Origin of the sequence: Reichenbachiella faecimaris, assembly GCF_900176375.1 — a bacterium.
GTDB lineage: Bacteria > Bacteroidota > Bacteroidia > Cytophagales > Cyclobacteriaceae > Reichenbachiella > Reichenbachiella faecimaris.
Genome location: NZ_FWYF01000004.1, coordinates 454,262 through 470,430, shown reverse-complemented (window position 1 = coordinate 470,430; position 16,169 = coordinate 454,262). Strand labels below are relative to the sequence as shown.

Below are 16,169 nucleotides of genomic sequence, written 5' to 3'. Positions count from 1 at the left end.
CAGTAGGGATATGATTGATGTGCTCGTTTTAATAATTAAACCTTGGTATTGGTGCTCTAGTAGATAATAAGACTGTTGAAGCACTTTGAATTTGCCTTGGGGTGAGGTTTGTCTAAATAATTTTCAGATTAAATAAGTTTATAATGAGAGAAAAGAAAAAATTAATTGCAGCACTATTGTTTTCGATAGTTGCGATCATGTTTATGGGATGTTCAGAGGATGATTCTACTAGTAGTGATGATAATCTTGCAACAGGAACTACTGATATCAGTGTACTTGCTGATTTGTTTTACCATTCAGACGCAGTAACTTTTACCTTTGATGACGAATGGGTAACGATCAGGTCGAAAAATTTACCTGATCATAAGAGTATGTATTATGATGAAAATGATGATTTGTATGAAGCTTATGATGAGCCCAATAACCCTGATTTCTTCAAGAATCCAGGTTCTATAGAGGAACAAAATTTAGAATTCAAAATACCAAGATATCCTGCTGAAGCTTCTAGTAAAAGTTCGCCCTCACTAGGGCCTATGGGCGTAAGCATTAACAGTATTTCCTTTTTTAACCAGGAAGCTGCTGGAGATGATGACATTTTTGAAGAATTGAATACTTTTGATCAGTATGAAGGTCACCCTGCAGGTACACAGTATCATTATCACATAGAACCAGTTTGGCTTACGCAGGACATGACAGGTGCTGATAATGAAGCTTTCCTTGGTTTACTTTTAGATGGATTTCCTGTTTATGGTACTCATGAGGATGGTGTAGAAATAACCAATGACGACTTGGACGATTATCATGGACATTTTGGAGTGACTAATGATTTTCCTGATGGTATTTATCACTATCACGTGACTGAAGAGTATCCATGGATCAATGGAGATGCCTTCTACGGTAATCCAGGTACTATTACTCAATAATTGATACAACGTAAATTGCTCTGATAATTTAGAGTTTAATGGCTAGCGATTGGTCTTAGATGGGTCAGTCGCTAGTTGTTTTCACCCTGTTAATTATTTCAAATCAGTGGGTCAAATGTATCAGTAGGGTAATTTTAAGGATGCTCGTTTTATATCTGAAAACCTCAAGAAATGAGTTGTTTATGCCAATGAGTATTCCAGAGGGATGAAATGACTTATCTTTGTAATTGCTTGAAAGGTTTATTAACACATTTTTTAATTAAAAAATCTAAAATGAAGGGAAAGAAAAAATTGATTGCTGGGCTATTATTTATGATGGTAGCATTAGTATTTGTAAGATGTACTGAAGATGACCCTACGGATAGTACAGATGGCACGGATCTAGACATCAATGTACAATTGGAGGCCACTCAAAATGGGACTGAAGGTGGAGATGATGTAATATTCACTGTGAGTCTAGTAGATTCTGACGGGGCTGCTATTACCAATAGCACAGGTGCCAATTTGACCGCTTCCGTGGCAATTACAGGCACGGCAGACGAGGATGATTTTGACTCTGATTTGTTTAACACGATTAGCATTGCCAATGGGCAATCTGGGGGAACCATCACTTTGGAAGTGACCGACGATTCTGAAGTTGAAGGTGAGGAAACTGTCACCCTGACTTTAAGCGCCCTTAGTGTAGGGGATATAGAAATTGCCAGCGCTACAGCTACTATTACGGACAATGACGAAGAAGGCGGTTCAACTGCTGCGGATATTAGCGTATTGGCCTCTAAATTTTACAATACAGATGCTGTGACTTTTAGCTTTGATGACGAATGGGTAACCATTACCTCAAAAGACTTACCAGATCATAAGAGTATGTACTATGATGAGGATGAGGATTTGTATGAAGATTATGATGAGCCCAATAACTCTGATTTCAAAAAGAATCCAGGTTCTATTCAAGAACAAAATTTGGTATTCAAAGTACCGAGATATCCGTCAGAAGCAACTAACAAAGAAAGCACGCCAATGGGGCCTATGGGGGTCACGATTAACAGTGTTGCTTTATTTAACCAAAATGCAGCTGGTGATGATGACATCTTCGAAGAATTGAACACATTTGATCAGTACGAAGGGCATCCAGCAGGTGAGACCTATCACTATCATACGGAACCGGTTTGGTTGACTCAGTTTAGAGAAGGCTTTGACAATGAAGCACTCGTTGGGATTTTATTAGATGGATTTCCTGTCTATGGTACGCATGAAGATGGCGAGGAAGTTTTCTCTAAAGATGATGGCGGAATATTAGATGATTATCATGGACACTTTGGTGTGACTGAGGATTTTCCTGATGGTATTTATCATTATCATATTACGGTGGATTATCCTTGGATTAACGAAGATGGTTTTTATGGAACTGCTGGTACTCTTACAGACTAAAAAAATGAAAAAAAGTTTGTTATTCATTTTGATGATAAGCTTAGTGGCTTGCCATTCGTCGACAGACGAAGGGCAAGCCAATTTTTTGAATTTAGAAATTCCTGAGGTAGAAGTACTGGAAGGAGATACTAGATTTTCTATGTCCACTGATGGTACGATCTACTTAGATAGTATGATGTTTTCTGGTTATATGGTTACTTTTTACCCAGACCGCTCCCTAAAATCGAAAAAAAGTTATTATCAAGGGAGGCTTGAAGGGAACTTTATATCCTATTATCCAAATGGTCAGATTTACAGTCACAGACCTTATCATCTCGGAGAAAAGCATGGTGAACACCTGGGATACTATGAAGATGGTCAGTTGAAGTTTCAATCTTATTTTGTGAATGGTTTTAGTCAAGGCACACACAAAGGTTGGTACCCATCAGGTAGTTTGAAAAAAGAAATGAACTATAAGGATGGCAAAGAATTCGGGGCACAAAAGTACTGGCGATCAGATGGAAAAATGCGCTCCAACTATGTAGTGAGAGAAAATGGCCGAAGATATGGCATGCTTGGCCTCAAGAGATGCGCAAAAATAGATAGTGAAACGGGGGATATTGATCCTTATACAGGAAACATAAAATGAAGAATCTAGTAATAATTGGCTTGGTGGGTATTTGCCTTTGGGCATGCTCAAAACCCAAAGAAGAGAAAAGAATGAATCCAGAAATTGAGTTGCCTTTCTACAGTGAGGCTACTTTCACCCCAGAATGGATTGATAAAGAAGAGGCAAAATACGATTCCATACACATCATTGAAGATTTCTCTTTTGTCAATCAAAAGGGTGATACGATCACCAATGAAGCTTTTGATGGCAAAATCTATGTGACCAATTTCTTCTTTACCATTTGTCCGAATGTCTGTCCTCGGATGACCAAAAACCTGAAAAAAATCCAAACGGAATTTGCTGATGATGAGTCTGTAAAAATCCTCTCTCACACCGTCATGCCCTGGGTGGATTCTGTTGGGCGCTTGGCTGAATATGCCAAACTCAATGCTATCAATCCAAACCAATGGCAACTAGTAACAGGCGACAAAAAGGAGCTCTACCACATGGCAAGAGAAGCGTATTTCGCAGATGAAGGCTTCGGGAAAACAGTGACTGTAGAAGAAGATTTTCTCCATACCGAAAATATCATCCTCATTGATACTAAAAGACGCATCCGTGGTGTCTACAATGGCACCCTGCCATTAGAGATGAAAAGACTGATTGAGGATATTTGGACGCTGAAGAAGGGGTGATTTCACCAATAGAAACTGTTTCTATTCTAAACTCTCAAAAATCTCTTGTAAATATTCTTCAATTACTGGAATATCTATTGCGTCAGTAATCAGGAGAAATCCTAGCGTCATTAATAGACCAAAGACCAAGAATAAAATGCAGCCCATTTTGCTGGATTTCTTTGAAGTGGCTTCCTCCTTGTTTTGATACTCAGCCACAGTCTCTGGCATGGCGTTTTCTTTCAGGAGTTTGGCGTCGAAATAAACGCCCCAAACCCTTTTGGCCAGATGGGTTTCTATCAAATCTCCTTCTTTGAATTGGTTGTACACTTCTTCGCTGACGGTTCTTTTTTGATCACCAAAATAGAAGTAATAGGTATAGGCACTTCTGCTGTTCTTGTTGGACGTGACGGTATAATGCTTATTGGTAATTAAACCCTGCCAGATTTTCTTTTCATTTTCCCGAAGGTCGAGTTTGAAGGCTCTGAAAATGGCAATAAAGGCTACGACAAACAGTAGATCAATCAGAATCGTAAAAAAGTCCATTCCCATCCCATAATTGACCCCAGCCAGTATGACCAATATGAAGACTCCCATAGGTATCAGGTATTTGAACTTTTCCTCAAGCTTTTCTCTCTCTGCTTGGCTCATCTGAGCATAGGTGATTTTTAGGAGGGAGCTGGATTTCATGAAATGGAGAGTGGTAAAGAAAAGGTAATTAGTGGTTATATAACTTCAGCCACTTGTGGAAGCTTGTTTTTTGGCCTCATCATGAGAAAAGGTATTCCTATTTTTGACGTCTTTTCGTCCCTTTTCAGTTTTATCCAGAACTATCAGTCTTTCGATCAGTTCATCCAATTCGAAATCCTAAGGCATGTCTTTGAGGTAATCTATGGCTACCTGTTTGTTCATGGGCTAAAGTTACGGAAGAAGAATTATAATAAACAAACTCCCACATGAAGAAAAGGGCTAGGGTCTCAGCGGACGCTAAGACGAGTTGGACACTTAGGTGCATGCCTGATAGTGACTGTTAGTGGCTGGTTTTTTTAGGCTCATTTTTTCTTTTTTGTCGGCTTGGAAGTTCTCTTTTTTCCCGATATGGATTTTGTTATTGTTAGCCCAGTTTTGAGTTGACCTTGATCTTTCACTTTAGAAAGAGAATTGTTATACGCCTCTGCAATTAATGTTTTTATATATGCCTGAGGAAAAGATTCGATTTGGTCAACAAGAATGTATCTGTATTGTTTACCTTGTCCTATGAGCAGTTTGTCCGGGTCAGAAATCTCTGAACCCCAATAAAATCCAAAGTGTATATTCTGATTTGTTCTATAAATGGCAATTGAACAAAAAGTGTGACCCACCTTGTCAGTTGGCGACCAGCCAAAGGTCATGGCATTGTAGTTGTCATAAATTAGCTCGTTGGCTTGAGGATACAAATCCCATACATAGCCTCTGAGCCAAAGAACTGTCTCCTTGGTGTCTGCTGAAAAAGGCTCTAGAAATTCCAATAAATCCTTCGTTTCTTTTTTGCTCATGTCTGAAGATTTGTGATTTCCTTATCTTGCCGCTAACATCCAGATATAGTACACTGATTCACTATATCCGCACTATAATTATTTAATATACCTATAATCATGTCCATTCTTCAGCTGAACCAGATACTGATAGATCAACTCGATCACGTGGTTGATGTCGTCGTAGTGAGCAGTTTCTACTGTGGTGTGCATGTACTTGAGTGGCAAGGAGATCAGAGCTGAAGCCACGCCTTCATTGGAGTAGGCAAAGGCATCCGTATCTGTACCTGTCACACGAGAGGTGGCAGCTCGCTGATAAGGGATTTTGTTCTTTTCTGCGGTTTTGATGATGTCGTTGAGCAGATTGTTTTGCACGGCTGGCCCAAAGGTCAATACGGGTCCTTTCCCGGCTTTCTGATCTCCACTGACTTTCTTGTCGTACATTGGGGAGTGGGTGTCATGACAAACATCAGTCACCACGGCCACGTTAGGTTTGATACGAGCAGCCATCATTTCGGCGCCTCTAAGTCCGATTTCTTCTTGTACGGCATTCACGATGTACAGACCAAATGGTAGATCGACTTTGTTTTCTTTCAGCTTTCTGGCTACTTCGGCAATCATAAATCCTCCTATGCGATTGTCTAAGGCTCTTCCACAAACGAATTTCTTATTCAAGTCCATGAGCTCATCATCAAAGGTGATGACACAGCCGACTTTTACACCCAGCTTTTCTACTTCCTTCTTTGACTCACAGCCTAGATCGATAAAGATGTTCTCCATCGTAGGGGCTTTTTCATTATTGTCTTTGCGTACATGAATGGCCGGCCAGCCAAATACGCCTTTTACAATCCCTTTTTCAGTGAAAATATTCACACGTTTAGATGGAGCAATCTGATGATCTGATCCGCCATTACGAATCACATAGATGTAGCCATTGTCATCAATATAATTCACGAACCAGGAGATTTCATCTGCATGGGCTTCGATCACTACTTTGTAATCAGCTGTGGGGTTGATGATGGCGGCCACAGACCCATAAGTATCTGTGATGTAGTCATCTGTATAGGGCTTCACATAGTCCAACCAGATTTTCTGTCCTGAAGACTCAAAGCCAGTAGGTGAAGCATTGTTAAGGTATTCGTATAAAAATTTTTCGCTTTTTTTATTCATGTTCAATTGAGTATTCGTTTTTTCGTCATCCCGTAGCATGCCTGTCGGTAGACAAGGTTTGCGAAGGGATCTTCTCAATTATTGGCAGGCCTGCTGCAAATAAGTAAGGAGATTTCTTCAGTCGTTCCTCCCTGCGGAATAACGGTTATTTCTTTTATTACCACAGTTACAACGGAATATTCCCGTGTTTCTTTCTTGGCATATTACCCACTTTATTTTCAAGCATACTGAAGGCAGAGATCAATTTCTTCCTTGTGTTATGTGGTAGTATCACCTCATCTACATAGCCACGTGCTGCAGCAATGTACGGATTAGCAAACTTCTCTGTGTACTCATCTACCTTTTCGTCCAACTTAGCTTGAGGGTCTTTCGCTTCTTTGATTTCACCTTTGAAGATAATCTCTGCAGCACCTTTGGCACCCATCACTGCGATCTCTGCTGTTGGCCAGGCGTAGTTCATATCTGCTCCAATATGCTTAGAGTTCATCACGTCATACGCTCCACCATAAGCCTTCCTGGTAATCACTGTAATTCTCGGAACCGTGGCTTCACTAAATGCATAAAGCAATTTTGCTCCATTCATGATGATGGCATTCCATTCCTGATCCGTGCCAGGTAGGAATCCTGGTACATCCTCGAGCACCAGGAGCGGAATATTAAAACAGTCGCAGAATCTCACGAATCTAGCACCTTTTACGCTGGCATCATTGTCGAGCACACCAGCCAAACTAGCTGGTTGGTTGGCTACGATGCCAATGCTACGTCCTCCCAGTCGAGCAAATCCTACTACAATGTTTTCTGCATAATTCTTATGGACTTCAAAGAAATCGCCACCATCTACTATGCCTTCAATCACTTCTTTGATGTCATAAGGCTGGTTGGGGTTGGTAGGAATAATTTCGTCTAATTGCTTTCTCACCTCATCACCAGCCTCATAAGGAAGCATAGCTGGAGTTTCCTCGCAGTTTTGAGGGATGAAGCTCAAAAGTCTTTTGATATTTTTGATACACTCTACTTCATTGGCGCAAGAAAAGTGAGTGACACCACTCTTGGTGCTGTGTGTACTGGCACCTCCAAGTTCTTCAGCTGTTACATCTTCCTGTGTCACAGTTTTCACTACATTTGGTCCTGTTACGAACATATAGGACGTATTTTCGACCATCATGATAAAGTCAGTGATGGCTGGAGAGTAAACTGCCCCACCTGCACATGGGCCCATGATCGCAGAAATTTGTGGGATCACTCCTGAAGCCAAAGTATTTCTGTAAAAGATATCAGCATAGCCACCCAATGATACTACACCTTCTTGTATTCTGGCTCCACCAGAATCATTTAGTCCAATTACAGGCGCACCGTTTTGCATGGCGAGATCCATAATTTTTACAATCTTCTCAGCATAGGTTTCAGAAAGTGAACCACCAAATACGGTAAAATCCTGACTGAATACGTACACTAATCGGCTATTGACCTGGCCGTAACCCGTGACTACACCATCTCCTAAAATTTTTTGCTTATCTAAGCCAAAGTCTGTGGCTCGATGCGTCACAAATTTTCCGATTTCTTCAAAAGTGCCTTCATCTATTAGGAGTTCTATTCGCTCACGAGCGGTCAACTTGCCTTTTTTGTGTTGGGACTCAATTCTTTTTTTTCCACCACCAAGCAGGGCTTCCTGATTGAGTTTTTCTAAGTATTGGATTTTTTCTTCTGAAGATTTCAAGTTCATTATCACGTGGGTTATTTGTTAGGCTCAAATATAGGCATTGGCGCAAATATGAACATGAGATTTTACATTCAATTGGGTTCTCATATTTATTCATAAATTAGCGGAATTTTAAAATCAGAATGAGAGTAGGAATAATAGATATTGGGACGAATACATTTCATTTGCTAATAGCAGATCGTGCTCGAAATATGAAAATTCTTCATAAGGAAAAAGTGGCCGTGCGTCTGGGCAAAGGAGGAATTAGTAACAATATCATTCAACCTGATGCCATGCAGCGTGCAGTCGATACACTGACCGATTTTGCCCAAAAAATGGGAAATGAAGTAGTGGACGAAATTTTAGTCTCTGCTACCAGTGCCGTTCGAAATGCAAGTAATCAACAGGCGTTTGTAGATTTGGTTAAAGAAAAAATAGGGCTTAAAATTCATGTATTGTCAGGAGAAGAGGAAGCTGCACTTATCCATAAAGGGGTCAGTGAGTACATAGATTTTGGCGACGAAACTGGACTGATCATGGACATTGGTGGAGGCAGTATAGAATTTATTCTAGCCAATAAGCATGAAGTGAAGTGGTTGAAAAGTTATGAGTTAGGTGGGCAACGTTTGATCGATCAGTTTCACCAAACTGATCCAATTTCTACTGATGAAAAATCTAACTTAGAAAAGTTTCTAATTGAAAACCTTCGGGAGGTTTTTGAAAATTGCCGAGCGCATCAGGCAGCCTATCTGATTGGCTCATCTGGTTCATTTGATACGCTTTGGGACATTCATGCCAGACTGCCGGGTGCATTGCCTATGCAGCAGCCCATTCTTTATAAAGACTATTTTGAAGAGATTTATGAGGAGTTGATGATTAAAAATAGAGAACAAAGACTGAAGATTCCTGGTATGATTCCGATGCGAGCGGATATGATTGTGTCTGCTTCAGTGGCTATCAAGGTCGTTATGGAAGAATGTCAGTTTGACCAAATAAAAGTCTCTCCTTATGCACTAAAAGAAGGGCTCTTGTATCACGGTTTGCCAAAAAGAAAATAAATTCGCGTCATGTACAGCTATCAGAGATTATTCGATTTTGCTAAGCAAGTCTTCGTGTCCATGGGGCACACAGAAAAAATGGCAGATACTGCCGCCACAGTGTTGGTAAGTGCAGATATGCGTGGCGTAGACTCTCATGGAATTGCTCGCCTGAAAGGTTATGTGAGGCTTTGGGAAGTGAAACGAATTAATTCCAAACCCATTTTTCAAATAGAACACGAGACGCCATCTACGGCCGTATTGAATGCGGACGAGTCGTTAGGATTGATTTCTGGGCCCGAGGCCATGAAGATCGCCATGATCAAGGCCAAGAGCGTGGGGACAGGTTGGGTTTCGGTAAAAAACTCCAATCACTATGGTATAGCTGGATATCATGCAATGATGGCCTTGGATCAGGATATGATTGGTATATCTATGACCAATGCCAGTCCCTTGGTGGCACCCACTTTTTCAAAGGAAAGACTTTTAGGTACAAATCCGATCTCAGTGGCTATTCCAGCTGGCAAGCAGCCACCATTCGTAGCTGATATGGCCACTACCACTGCTGCCAATGGTAAATTGGAAATCCTTCAAAGAAAAAATGAAGACGCTCCATTAGGATGGGTGCAAGACCAAGAGGGTGAGCCAACCACCAATGCTAATGGGGTAAAAGAAGGAGGAGCTTTGTTGCCGCTAGGAGGAGATAGAGAACACGCTTCGCACAAAGGTTATATCTTGGGATCGATTGTAGATATTTTCTCTGCGGTACTTTCTGGGGCGAATTACGGCCCATGGGTGCCTCCATTTGTAAGTTTCATTGATCCAGTTTCTGATCCTGTAGGGGAGGGACTTGGTCACTTTTTTGGGGCTATGCGAATAGATGCGTTTAGAAAGGCTGATGAATTCAAAGATCACATGGATACTTGGATTGAAAGATTTAGATCTTCTACTCCTATAGACGAAAATAACCCAGTTCAGATTCCTGGCGATTACGAGCGCAACATGGAAGCTACGAGAAGCAAGGATGGAATTCCATTGCTGGATCCTGTGGTGCAGGACTTGAATGAACTAGCTGATAAGTTTAAACTGAAATTTTAGAAGCCAATTCCGAAATTCATCCCAATTACCCAAGGACTGTCATAGCGACCATTGTCTCCTCCATCAGAGTAAAGCACGTTGTAAAGGGCATATAGGTTTATGAATCCCTTGTTTCCCATGGGTTGAGAAATTCCTCCTCCCAACAAAAAGGTATTGTAAGTGTCTCGTCCATCAAAATTGTCCAAAAATAATATTTCGTATTGAGCCATTGCAAAAAACGGCTGGTAGATGATATACTGCGTGTAAAAACTCAATCCATAATCGTTAAAAGACTGGTTGATAGGTTCTTTCCATTTGAAATACTGATAGGTTAGGCCTACACCAGTGTTCCATTTTGGAGTGATTCGATAACCTACTTGCCCACTCAGATTCAACCAAACTCTATCACTGCTAATGCCAAAGCCCCCAAGACCACCTCCCACATACACCTTATCCATCCATGCAGGTCTATCATTACCAAGCACATTTCCATAATTTTCCTGAGCAAAGCTACTTGACGCGAAAAGGACACAAATCAGCGCAAGTAAGGTTAATTTTTTAGCCATTCGTTTTAGGATTTTAATCTGTCTAAGGAGATATACTAGTCTTCAACAACTACGAATAAATCTTCCCCATCTTTTTTCATGTAATATTTTTCACGAGCAAATCGCTCCAAAAGTTCCATGTCATTGATCAGGGCCTCTCTATCATCATTTACCTCTTCGATTTTTTGTAGGTAGTATTTTTCCTGGTTTTCGAGTTCTTCTACTTTTTGGCTCAATTGATACTGTGAGTAGAAGTCATTGGTATCGAAAAACAACATCCAAACTAAAAAACCGAGTCCGGAGAGGAAGTAGAAGTTTTTAGTGATATGAAGAGATTTTTTGAACATGCCTGTTAAAGTCTACCGTAAAGTAAAAAATGAATCCTTCAATTGCCAAATAAACGAGCACTAAAGATAATACCTGATCTCGTTTGGAGTCAGGGCTCGATACCTCTTCTTACCAATCTGGCTTGTCGCTTTCTTTGCGTTTGGTGGGCTTTCTGCGGTTTTGCTGGATGTATTGAATCTCACTGTTTTTGAGTGCTTCAAGGATCATCTTGGCTTTTTCCTCAGAGATATTCATCTCTTGCATCTTGTCTGAGGGACTAGGAGGTTGCTGCTGCTTGTCTTTTTCGTTTTGCTCGCCTTCTTCCCCTTCTTTAGGCTCAGGTTGTTTTTCTTCTTCTCCCTCTTTCTTTTCGTCCTGACCTTCCTGTTGTTGATCGTCCTTATTTTCCCCTTCCTGCTCTTTGTTTTCTTGATTCTGCTGTTCTTGATCTTCTGAGTCCTGCTTCTCCTGATCTTTATTTTGATCGCCTTCCTGCTGATCCTCGTTTTCTTTGTTTTCTTGGTCTTTTTTCTCTTCGTCCTTGTTCTCTTGATTCTCGTTATTTTGGTCGTCGTTTTTCTGATCTTGGTTTTGGTCTTGCTGCTCTTTTAGCCTCTTCTTTACCAACTCATAGTTGTATCGAGCATCCAGATTGCCAGGGTCTGATTTGATGGATTCCTTGAAGTAGGACATGGCTTTTTCCATCGTTTTAGGATCGTTAGACATGGCACCCAATTGCTGGTAGGCCACGGACTTTAGCCCTTCATTTTTAGATAATACTAGTTTTTGATATTGGGCTTGTGCCAGATCCTTCTGATTGAGTTGGTAATAAGCATGACCCAGGTTCATGATAGATTCTTCGTCGTAGATCTGAAGGGTATCTAGCAAGTACGAGTAATTGGATACAGCCACATCAAACTGCTGATGTTCAAAGGCGATTTCTGCATTTTTCTTCAGTTTGTTGATTTTCGAAATGTCATTGGCTGAAGCGCCAAAACAAATAGCAAGAATAAATATGGTCGTAAGCCTTTTCATATGTTTACTGTTCTTACTTTGAGTACTGCATCCAAAAAGATCAAAAAGAGAGCCAATGCCAGAAAATAGTAATACTTATTAGCAGAGACATCCATGGTTTTCGAATCACGAAGCTCTCCTTCTATGTCTCCTATGGTATTGATCAATTTTTCCACATCATTTTGAGAAGCATTGATTTCAAAATATTTTCCACTAGTGGCTGAGGCCAATTTTTTCAAGGATACAGGATTTAGTTTAGAGACTACTTCTTGCCCATGGTTGTCTTTTTTGAATCCGCGCTGCGTCATGATTTTGCTGCCCTGGGCTGTGCCAATTCCGAGTGTGAATAACTTAATGCCCTCCTCTTCAATGGTTTTTGCAATACTGGCCGTGTTTTCCCCAAAGTCTTCTCCATCACTGATCAGGATAATGATTTTAGATTTTTGTCTGGTGACAGTTTCTTTGTCATCCGAAATTTTGCCCAAAGCCATTTTGAGTGGAGGGCCAAAATCTGTTCCAGTGTTTGGGACAAGATTTGTATTGAGCGTTTCAATAAAGAGGTTCAAGGCACTCTTGTCATAAGTCAACGGACATTGTACGTACGCTTCATTGGAGAACATAATCAAACCAATTCTATCAGATGAGAACGCCTCTACGATTTCTTTCAATTCAAATTTGATTTTTTCTAAACGCGTTGGCTGGATATCATAGGCGTTCATGGATTCAGATAAGTCTATGGCAATGAAAATGTCCTTGCCTATGGATTTGATTTCTTTAGTGGATTCTCCAAAAGAGGGGCCGAGTAGTGCTACTATAAACAGACTGAAATAAGCTGCTCTCAATGCAATTTTATAAAACACGCGTCTGTAGCCTGTACCTAAAGATTTAGCCGCACGGATAGTTTTAAAAATATATAATACATAGAAAAGGCCGAATAATAGGATAAATAATAATTCTAGGCTTCCGACTTCACCGCTCCAGATCATAAAATTGTGTTTACAAATCAAACAAATATAGGTATCCTCTGGCTAGCCAAAAAGGCGCTTTTCTTCATTTAACAATTTTTAGCATTTCCTGTTATGCTCAGATTGAATTTAACAATTCGATGATATAGTAATATTGCGATAAAGTAAACATAATATCTCTCCTCAGTTTGGTAACCTTTTGATGAAATCTGGCTAAACGGTTCGTAATACTGTCCCTGTACTTTCGCAGCATAATTCTATAATCAAACTGAATAATGATGAAAAAAATAATACTCTTAAAAGCATTAGTACTGTTGTTGGTGCTTCTTCCTGGATTGGCACAGGCGGTAGATGGAACTATCTTCGGAAAGGTAGTAGACGAAAATGGACTGGCCATGCCGGGCGCAACTGTTATTTTAGACGAGTTGTCTGGCAAAGGATCTGTTTCTGATGCTGACGGTGCTTTTGTAATACTGGATGTGCCTACGGGTGAATACACATTGACAATTTCTTATATAGGTTATAAGCCGTTTGTAGAAAAAATTAATGTAGAGGAAGTGACCTTGGTTCAGCACAATATCTCTTTAGAACCAGGTGTCATATTGGGAGATGAAGTTTTGGTCTTGGGTGATAGATTGAAAGGTCAAGCCAAAGCAATCAACCAGCAAAGAGCAAATAGCAATATTACTAATGTAGTGGCTGCAGATCAAATCGGGAGATTCCCTGATGCGAATGTAGGGGATGCATTGAAAAGAGTGCCTGGTATCACGATGCAAGGTGATCAAGGTGAAGCAAGAAATATTGTGATCCGTGGATTGGCTCCACAACTGAACTCAGTAACTGTAAATGGCAACAGGATACCATCTGCTGAAGGAGACAATAGAAATATCCAAATGGACTTGATTCCAGCAGATATGATTCAAATGATAGAAGTAAACAAGGCATTATTACCAGAGATGGATGGCGATGCGATAGGCGGATCTGTCAATTTGGTTACGAGATCGGCTGGAGACGGATTTAGAGCCTCAGGAACGCTTGCAGGTAGTTACAACGAAGTAGGAGATGCTCCTGGATTCAATTCGAGTTTAGTCTTGAGCAATAGGTTTTTTGATAACAAATTGGGTGCTGTACTTTCTGGGTCATACAGACAAGATAAAATTGGATCTCACAACGTAGAAGCGGAATGGGAAAATGAAGTGGAAAATGCAGATTTTGATGAGGATTTGCCTGAAGGCGGAAACAATATTGAAGATGTGGAAGTAGATCCATATTTGGCGGTAAACGAAGTAAGAGATTATGATGTAGACAGAACCAGAAGAAGCCTTTCTTTGAATCTGGACTACAAAATCAATGACAATCACACAATCTATGCGAAAAGCATGTACAACTGGAGAGATGATTGGGAAAACAGATACAGACTGACTACTGAGATCGATGGTGCAGAATTTGGCAATGGCGTGAATGCAGCACCTACAGAGTGGATTGCAGTTGGAGATCGTCAGACAAAGGGTGGTTTAGATAGCGACCGAACCAAGAATAGAAGATTGGAAGATCAAAGAGTACAATCATACTCACTAAGTGGGGTTCATTTCTTTGGAAATATTGAAGCTAAGTGGAATGGGTCTTACTCAAAAGCTTCAGAAGAGCGCCCTCATGAGAGGTATATTGTGTATGAAACAGACGAGGATTTAACAGTGAACATGAATCAATCTATGGATGACACGAGAAAGCCACAGTTAGTAATCAATGAGAAAAATTTACTGGAATCTTCGAATTTCGTTTTCGACAAAATCGAAGAAGAAAACCAATTGACAGAAGAAGAGAACTTCACTGCTCAGTTGGATTTGAAAATTCCTTTGTCGGTAGTTGACGGACAGTCTGGTAATTTGAAGTTTGGTGGAAAGGTGAACAACAAAACCAAGGACAGAAATAACGGGTTTGTGGAATATAGCTGGATTGATGATGCGAGTGTTGAATTTTTGAATCAAATCGCTACAGACGATAGAACAAATGCTGACTTTCTAGCAGGGTCTAATTACCAGTCTGGTGATTTCGCATCAGCGGCATATTTAGGAAATTTGGATTTGTATAATACAAACCTTTTTGACGGCGAAGACTTGCCTGAAGAGTATCAAACTGCGAACTATGAAGCTGAGGAAACCGTAACTGCCGGATATGTACAATGGTCTCAAAATTTGAACGATCAATTGAAATTCATCGTAGGAGCGAGAGCTGAAAATACAAGTTCAGATTACATTGGTTATCAGTATATTGAGGATGATGGCAGTATTTCTCCTTTGGAAAATAACAAATCTTATTTCAACTTCTTACCTGCCGTTCATCTGAGATATGCGGCAAATGAGAATTTAATTCTGAGAGCGGCTTGGACGAATTCATTGGCTAGACCAAATTATTACGATTTAGTGCCTTACAGATATGTAGTAGAAGAAGATGAAGAAATTTCGCAAGGTAACCCTGACCTGGATCCTACTACATCTATGAACTTTGACTTTAACGCAGAATACTACTTCGAATCTGTAGGTTTACTATCTGCAGGTGTATTTTACAAAAACATAGACAACTTCATCTATTTTCATCAGTCGACCGAAGACTACAATGGTGATGATTTTGATGTGTTGACACCTGAGAATAGTGGAAAAGGAAACATCACAGGGTTTGAAATTGCGGCTCAGCGCCAACTGGATTTCTTGCCTGGTATTTGGAAGGGATTGGGCGTATACGCCAACTATACCTTCAATGCTTCAGATGTAAGTGGCATCGCCAACGAAGATGGTGATGAAAGAGAAGGGTTGGATTTGCCAGGCACGGCTGACCATTTGGTCAATGCTTCATTGTCATTTGAGACTCAAAAATTGGTAATTAGAGCGTCCATAAACTTTTCTTCTGATTATATCGACGAAGTGGGAGATGACGCATTCTACGACAGATACTATGACAAGCAGATGTTTGTGGATGTCAATGCATCGTATGCTTTCACTAAGAATTTGAGACTTTTCGCTGAGGCGAATAATTTGACCAATCAGCCTTTGAGATACTATCAGGGTATTGAGAGCCGAACTATGCAAATGGAATATTACGGTCCTAAGTACAACTTAGGATTGAAATTCGATTTGTTTAACAACTAAATATTTTAAAACTTTTGGGTTAGAAAAGGATCACGCCTTGTCGTGGTCTTTTTCATTTCCT

Annotated in this window: 15 protein-coding genes; 7 read left to right on the top strand and 8 right to left on the bottom strand. The window is 40.3% G+C overall.

The genetic code is table 11. The features are described from left to right. The first annotated feature begins 143 nt into the window (after nucleotides 1–143). From B9A58_RS18680 to B9A58_RS18665, 4 genes are all read left to right on the top strand, one after another. Nucleotides 144–923: a YHYH protein gene (locus tag B9A58_RS18680; RefSeq protein WP_084374392.1), complete on the top strand. Its 780-nt coding sequence runs from the start codon at nucleotides 144–146 to the stop codon at nucleotides 921–923. A gap of 273 nt (nucleotides 924–1,196) precedes the next feature. Beyond that, a complete protein-coding gene (locus B9A58_RS18675; protein WP_176214842.1) occupies nucleotides 1,197–2,351 on the top strand; it encodes a YHYH protein in 1,155 nt (384 codons plus the stop codon). 4 nt (nucleotides 2,352–2,355) lie between these two features. Continuing rightward, nucleotides 2,356–2,979, top strand: coding sequence for a toxin-antitoxin system YwqK family antitoxin (locus B9A58_RS18670; RefSeq protein ID WP_176214841.1), 624 nt, complete (start codon nucleotides 2,356–2,358; stop codon nucleotides 2,977–2,979). Further along, nucleotides 2,976–3,635: an SCO family protein gene (locus tag B9A58_RS18665; RefSeq protein ID WP_084374389.1), complete on the top strand. Its 660-nt coding sequence runs from the start codon at nucleotides 2,976–2,978 to the stop codon at nucleotides 3,633–3,635. The genes B9A58_RS18670 and B9A58_RS18665 overlap by 4 nt, the downstream gene beginning before the upstream one ends. Before the next feature lie 21 nt (nucleotides 3,636–3,656). Here B9A58_RS18665 and B9A58_RS18660 read toward each other — a convergent pair whose 3' ends face one another. The 4 genes from B9A58_RS18660 to B9A58_RS18640 all read right to left on the bottom strand — a co-directional run bounded on the left by B9A58_RS18660 (nucleotide 3,657) and on the right by B9A58_RS18640 (nucleotide 8,021). Further along, entirely contained in the window at nucleotides 3,657–4,265 is a 609-nt protein-coding gene (locus B9A58_RS18660) for a hypothetical protein (protein WP_221407881.1), read from the bottom strand. Nucleotides 4,266–4,666: 401 nt separating this feature from the next. Then, nucleotides 4,667–5,149 carry a hypothetical protein gene (locus B9A58_RS18650; protein WP_084374386.1) on the bottom strand — a complete coding sequence of 161 codons (483 nt, stop codon included), beginning with the start codon at nucleotides 5,147–5,149 and terminating at the stop codon, nucleotides 4,667–4,669. A gap of 78 nt (nucleotides 5,150–5,227) precedes the next feature. Further along, nucleotides 5,228–6,298 (bottom strand): M42 family metallopeptidase, encoded by a 1,071-nt coding sequence (locus B9A58_RS18645; RefSeq protein ID WP_084374431.1) that lies wholly within the window; start codon nucleotides 6,296–6,298, stop codon nucleotides 5,228–5,230. A gap of 166 nt (nucleotides 6,299–6,464) precedes the next feature. Beyond that, the gene (locus tag B9A58_RS18640) at nucleotides 6,465–8,021 is read right to left on the bottom strand and encodes an acyl-CoA carboxylase subunit beta (RefSeq protein WP_084374385.1); all 1,557 of its coding nucleotides are present in this window, start codon (nucleotides 8,019–8,021) and stop codon (nucleotides 6,465–6,467) included. A gap of 119 nt (nucleotides 8,022–8,140) precedes the next feature. Here B9A58_RS18640 and B9A58_RS18635 point away from each other — a divergent pair, with 119 nt between their 5' ends. Next, the gene (locus B9A58_RS18635; protein WP_084374384.1) at nucleotides 8,141–9,055 is read left to right on the top strand and encodes a Ppx/GppA phosphatase family protein; all 915 of its coding nucleotides are present in this window, start codon (nucleotides 8,141–8,143) and stop codon (nucleotides 9,053–9,055) included. Between the two features lie 9 nt (nucleotides 9,056–9,064). Then, nucleotides 9,065–10,132 carry an Ldh family oxidoreductase gene (locus tag B9A58_RS18630; RefSeq protein WP_084374383.1) on the top strand — a complete coding sequence of 356 codons (1,068 nt, stop codon included), beginning with the start codon at nucleotides 9,065–9,067 and terminating at the stop codon, nucleotides 10,130–10,132. Here B9A58_RS18630 and B9A58_RS18625 read toward each other — a convergent pair. The 4 genes from B9A58_RS18625 to B9A58_RS18610 all read right to left on the bottom strand — a co-directional run bounded on the left by B9A58_RS18625 (nucleotide 10,129) and on the right by B9A58_RS18610 (nucleotide 12,983). Then, nucleotides 10,129–10,677 (bottom strand): hypothetical protein, encoded by a 549-nt coding sequence (locus B9A58_RS18625; protein ID WP_084374382.1) that lies wholly within the window; start codon nucleotides 10,675–10,677, stop codon nucleotides 10,129–10,131. The two genes, B9A58_RS18630 and B9A58_RS18625, sit on opposite strands and share 4 nt — an antisense overlap. Before the next feature lie 35 nt (nucleotides 10,678–10,712). After that, nucleotides 10,713–11,003: an FtsB family cell division protein gene (locus tag B9A58_RS18620; RefSeq protein ID WP_084374381.1), complete on the bottom strand. Its 291-nt coding sequence runs from the start codon at nucleotides 11,001–11,003 to the stop codon at nucleotides 10,713–10,715. A gap of 109 nt (nucleotides 11,004–11,112) precedes the next feature. Beyond that, a complete protein-coding gene (locus B9A58_RS18615) occupies nucleotides 11,113–12,018 on the bottom strand; it encodes a hypothetical protein (protein WP_084374380.1) in 906 nt (301 codons plus the stop codon). Beyond that, nucleotides 12,015–12,983: a vWA domain-containing protein gene (locus tag B9A58_RS18610; protein WP_084374379.1), complete on the bottom strand. Its 969-nt coding sequence runs from the start codon at nucleotides 12,981–12,983 to the stop codon at nucleotides 12,015–12,017. Before B9A58_RS18610 ends, B9A58_RS18615 begins: the two co-directional genes overlap by 4 nt. Before the next feature lie 257 nt (nucleotides 12,984–13,240). On the opposite strand from B9A58_RS18610, the gene B9A58_RS18605 reads away from it, so the two are divergent. Next, nucleotides 13,241–16,108, top strand: a complete 2,868-nt coding sequence (locus B9A58_RS18605) for a TonB-dependent receptor (RefSeq protein WP_084374430.1) — start codon at nucleotides 13,241–13,243, stop codon at nucleotides 16,106–16,108. Nucleotides 16,109–16,169: the final 61 nt, after the last annotated feature.

Coding starts and splice junctions, on each gene's coding strand:
- B9A58_RS18615 (WP_084374380.1), bottom strand. CDS start 12,018: ATGAAAAGGCTTACGACCATATTTATTCTTGCTATTTGTTTTGGCGCT.
- B9A58_RS18605 (WP_084374430.1), top strand. CDS start 13,241: ATGAAAAAAATAATACTCTTAAAAGCATTAGTACTGTTGTTGGTGCTT.
- B9A58_RS18670 (WP_176214841.1), top strand. CDS start 2,356: ATGAAAAAAAGTTTGTTATTCATTTTGATGATAAGCTTAGTGGCTTGC.
- B9A58_RS18620 (WP_084374381.1), bottom strand. CDS start 11,003: ATGTTCAAAAAATCTCTTCATATCACTAAAAACTTCTACTTCCTCTCC.
- B9A58_RS18660 (WP_221407881.1), bottom strand. CDS start 4,265: ATGAGCCAAGCAGAGAGAGAAAAGCTTGAGGAAAAGTTCAAATACCTG.
- B9A58_RS18640 (WP_084374385.1), bottom strand. CDS start 8,021: ATGAACTTGAAATCTTCAGAAGAAAAAATCCAATACTTAGAAAAACTC.
- B9A58_RS18650 (WP_084374386.1), bottom strand. CDS start 5,149: ATGAGCAAAAAAGAAACGAAGGATTTATTGGAATTTCTAGAGCCTTTT.
- B9A58_RS18610 (WP_084374379.1), bottom strand. CDS start 12,983: ATGATCTGGAGCGGTGAAGTCGGAAGCCTAGAATTATTATTTATCCTA.
- B9A58_RS18630 (WP_084374383.1), top strand. CDS start 9,065: ATGTACAGCTATCAGAGATTATTCGATTTTGCTAAGCAAGTCTTCGTG.
- B9A58_RS18645 (WP_084374431.1), bottom strand. CDS start 6,298: ATGAATAAAAAAAGCGAAAAATTTTTATACGAATACCTTAACAATGCT.
- B9A58_RS18680 (WP_084374392.1), top strand. CDS start 144: ATGAGAGAAAAGAAAAAATTAATTGCAGCACTATTGTTTTCGATAGTT.
- B9A58_RS18665 (WP_084374389.1), top strand. CDS start 2,976: ATGAAGAATCTAGTAATAATTGGCTTGGTGGGTATTTGCCTTTGGGCA.
- B9A58_RS18675 (WP_176214842.1), top strand. CDS start 1,197: ATGAAGGGAAAGAAAAAATTGATTGCTGGGCTATTATTTATGATGGTA.
- B9A58_RS18635 (WP_084374384.1), top strand. CDS start 8,141: ATGAGAGTAGGAATAATAGATATTGGGACGAATACATTTCATTTGCTA.
- B9A58_RS18625 (WP_084374382.1), bottom strand. CDS start 10,677: ATGGCTAAAAAATTAACCTTACTTGCGCTGATTTGTGTCCTTTTCGCG.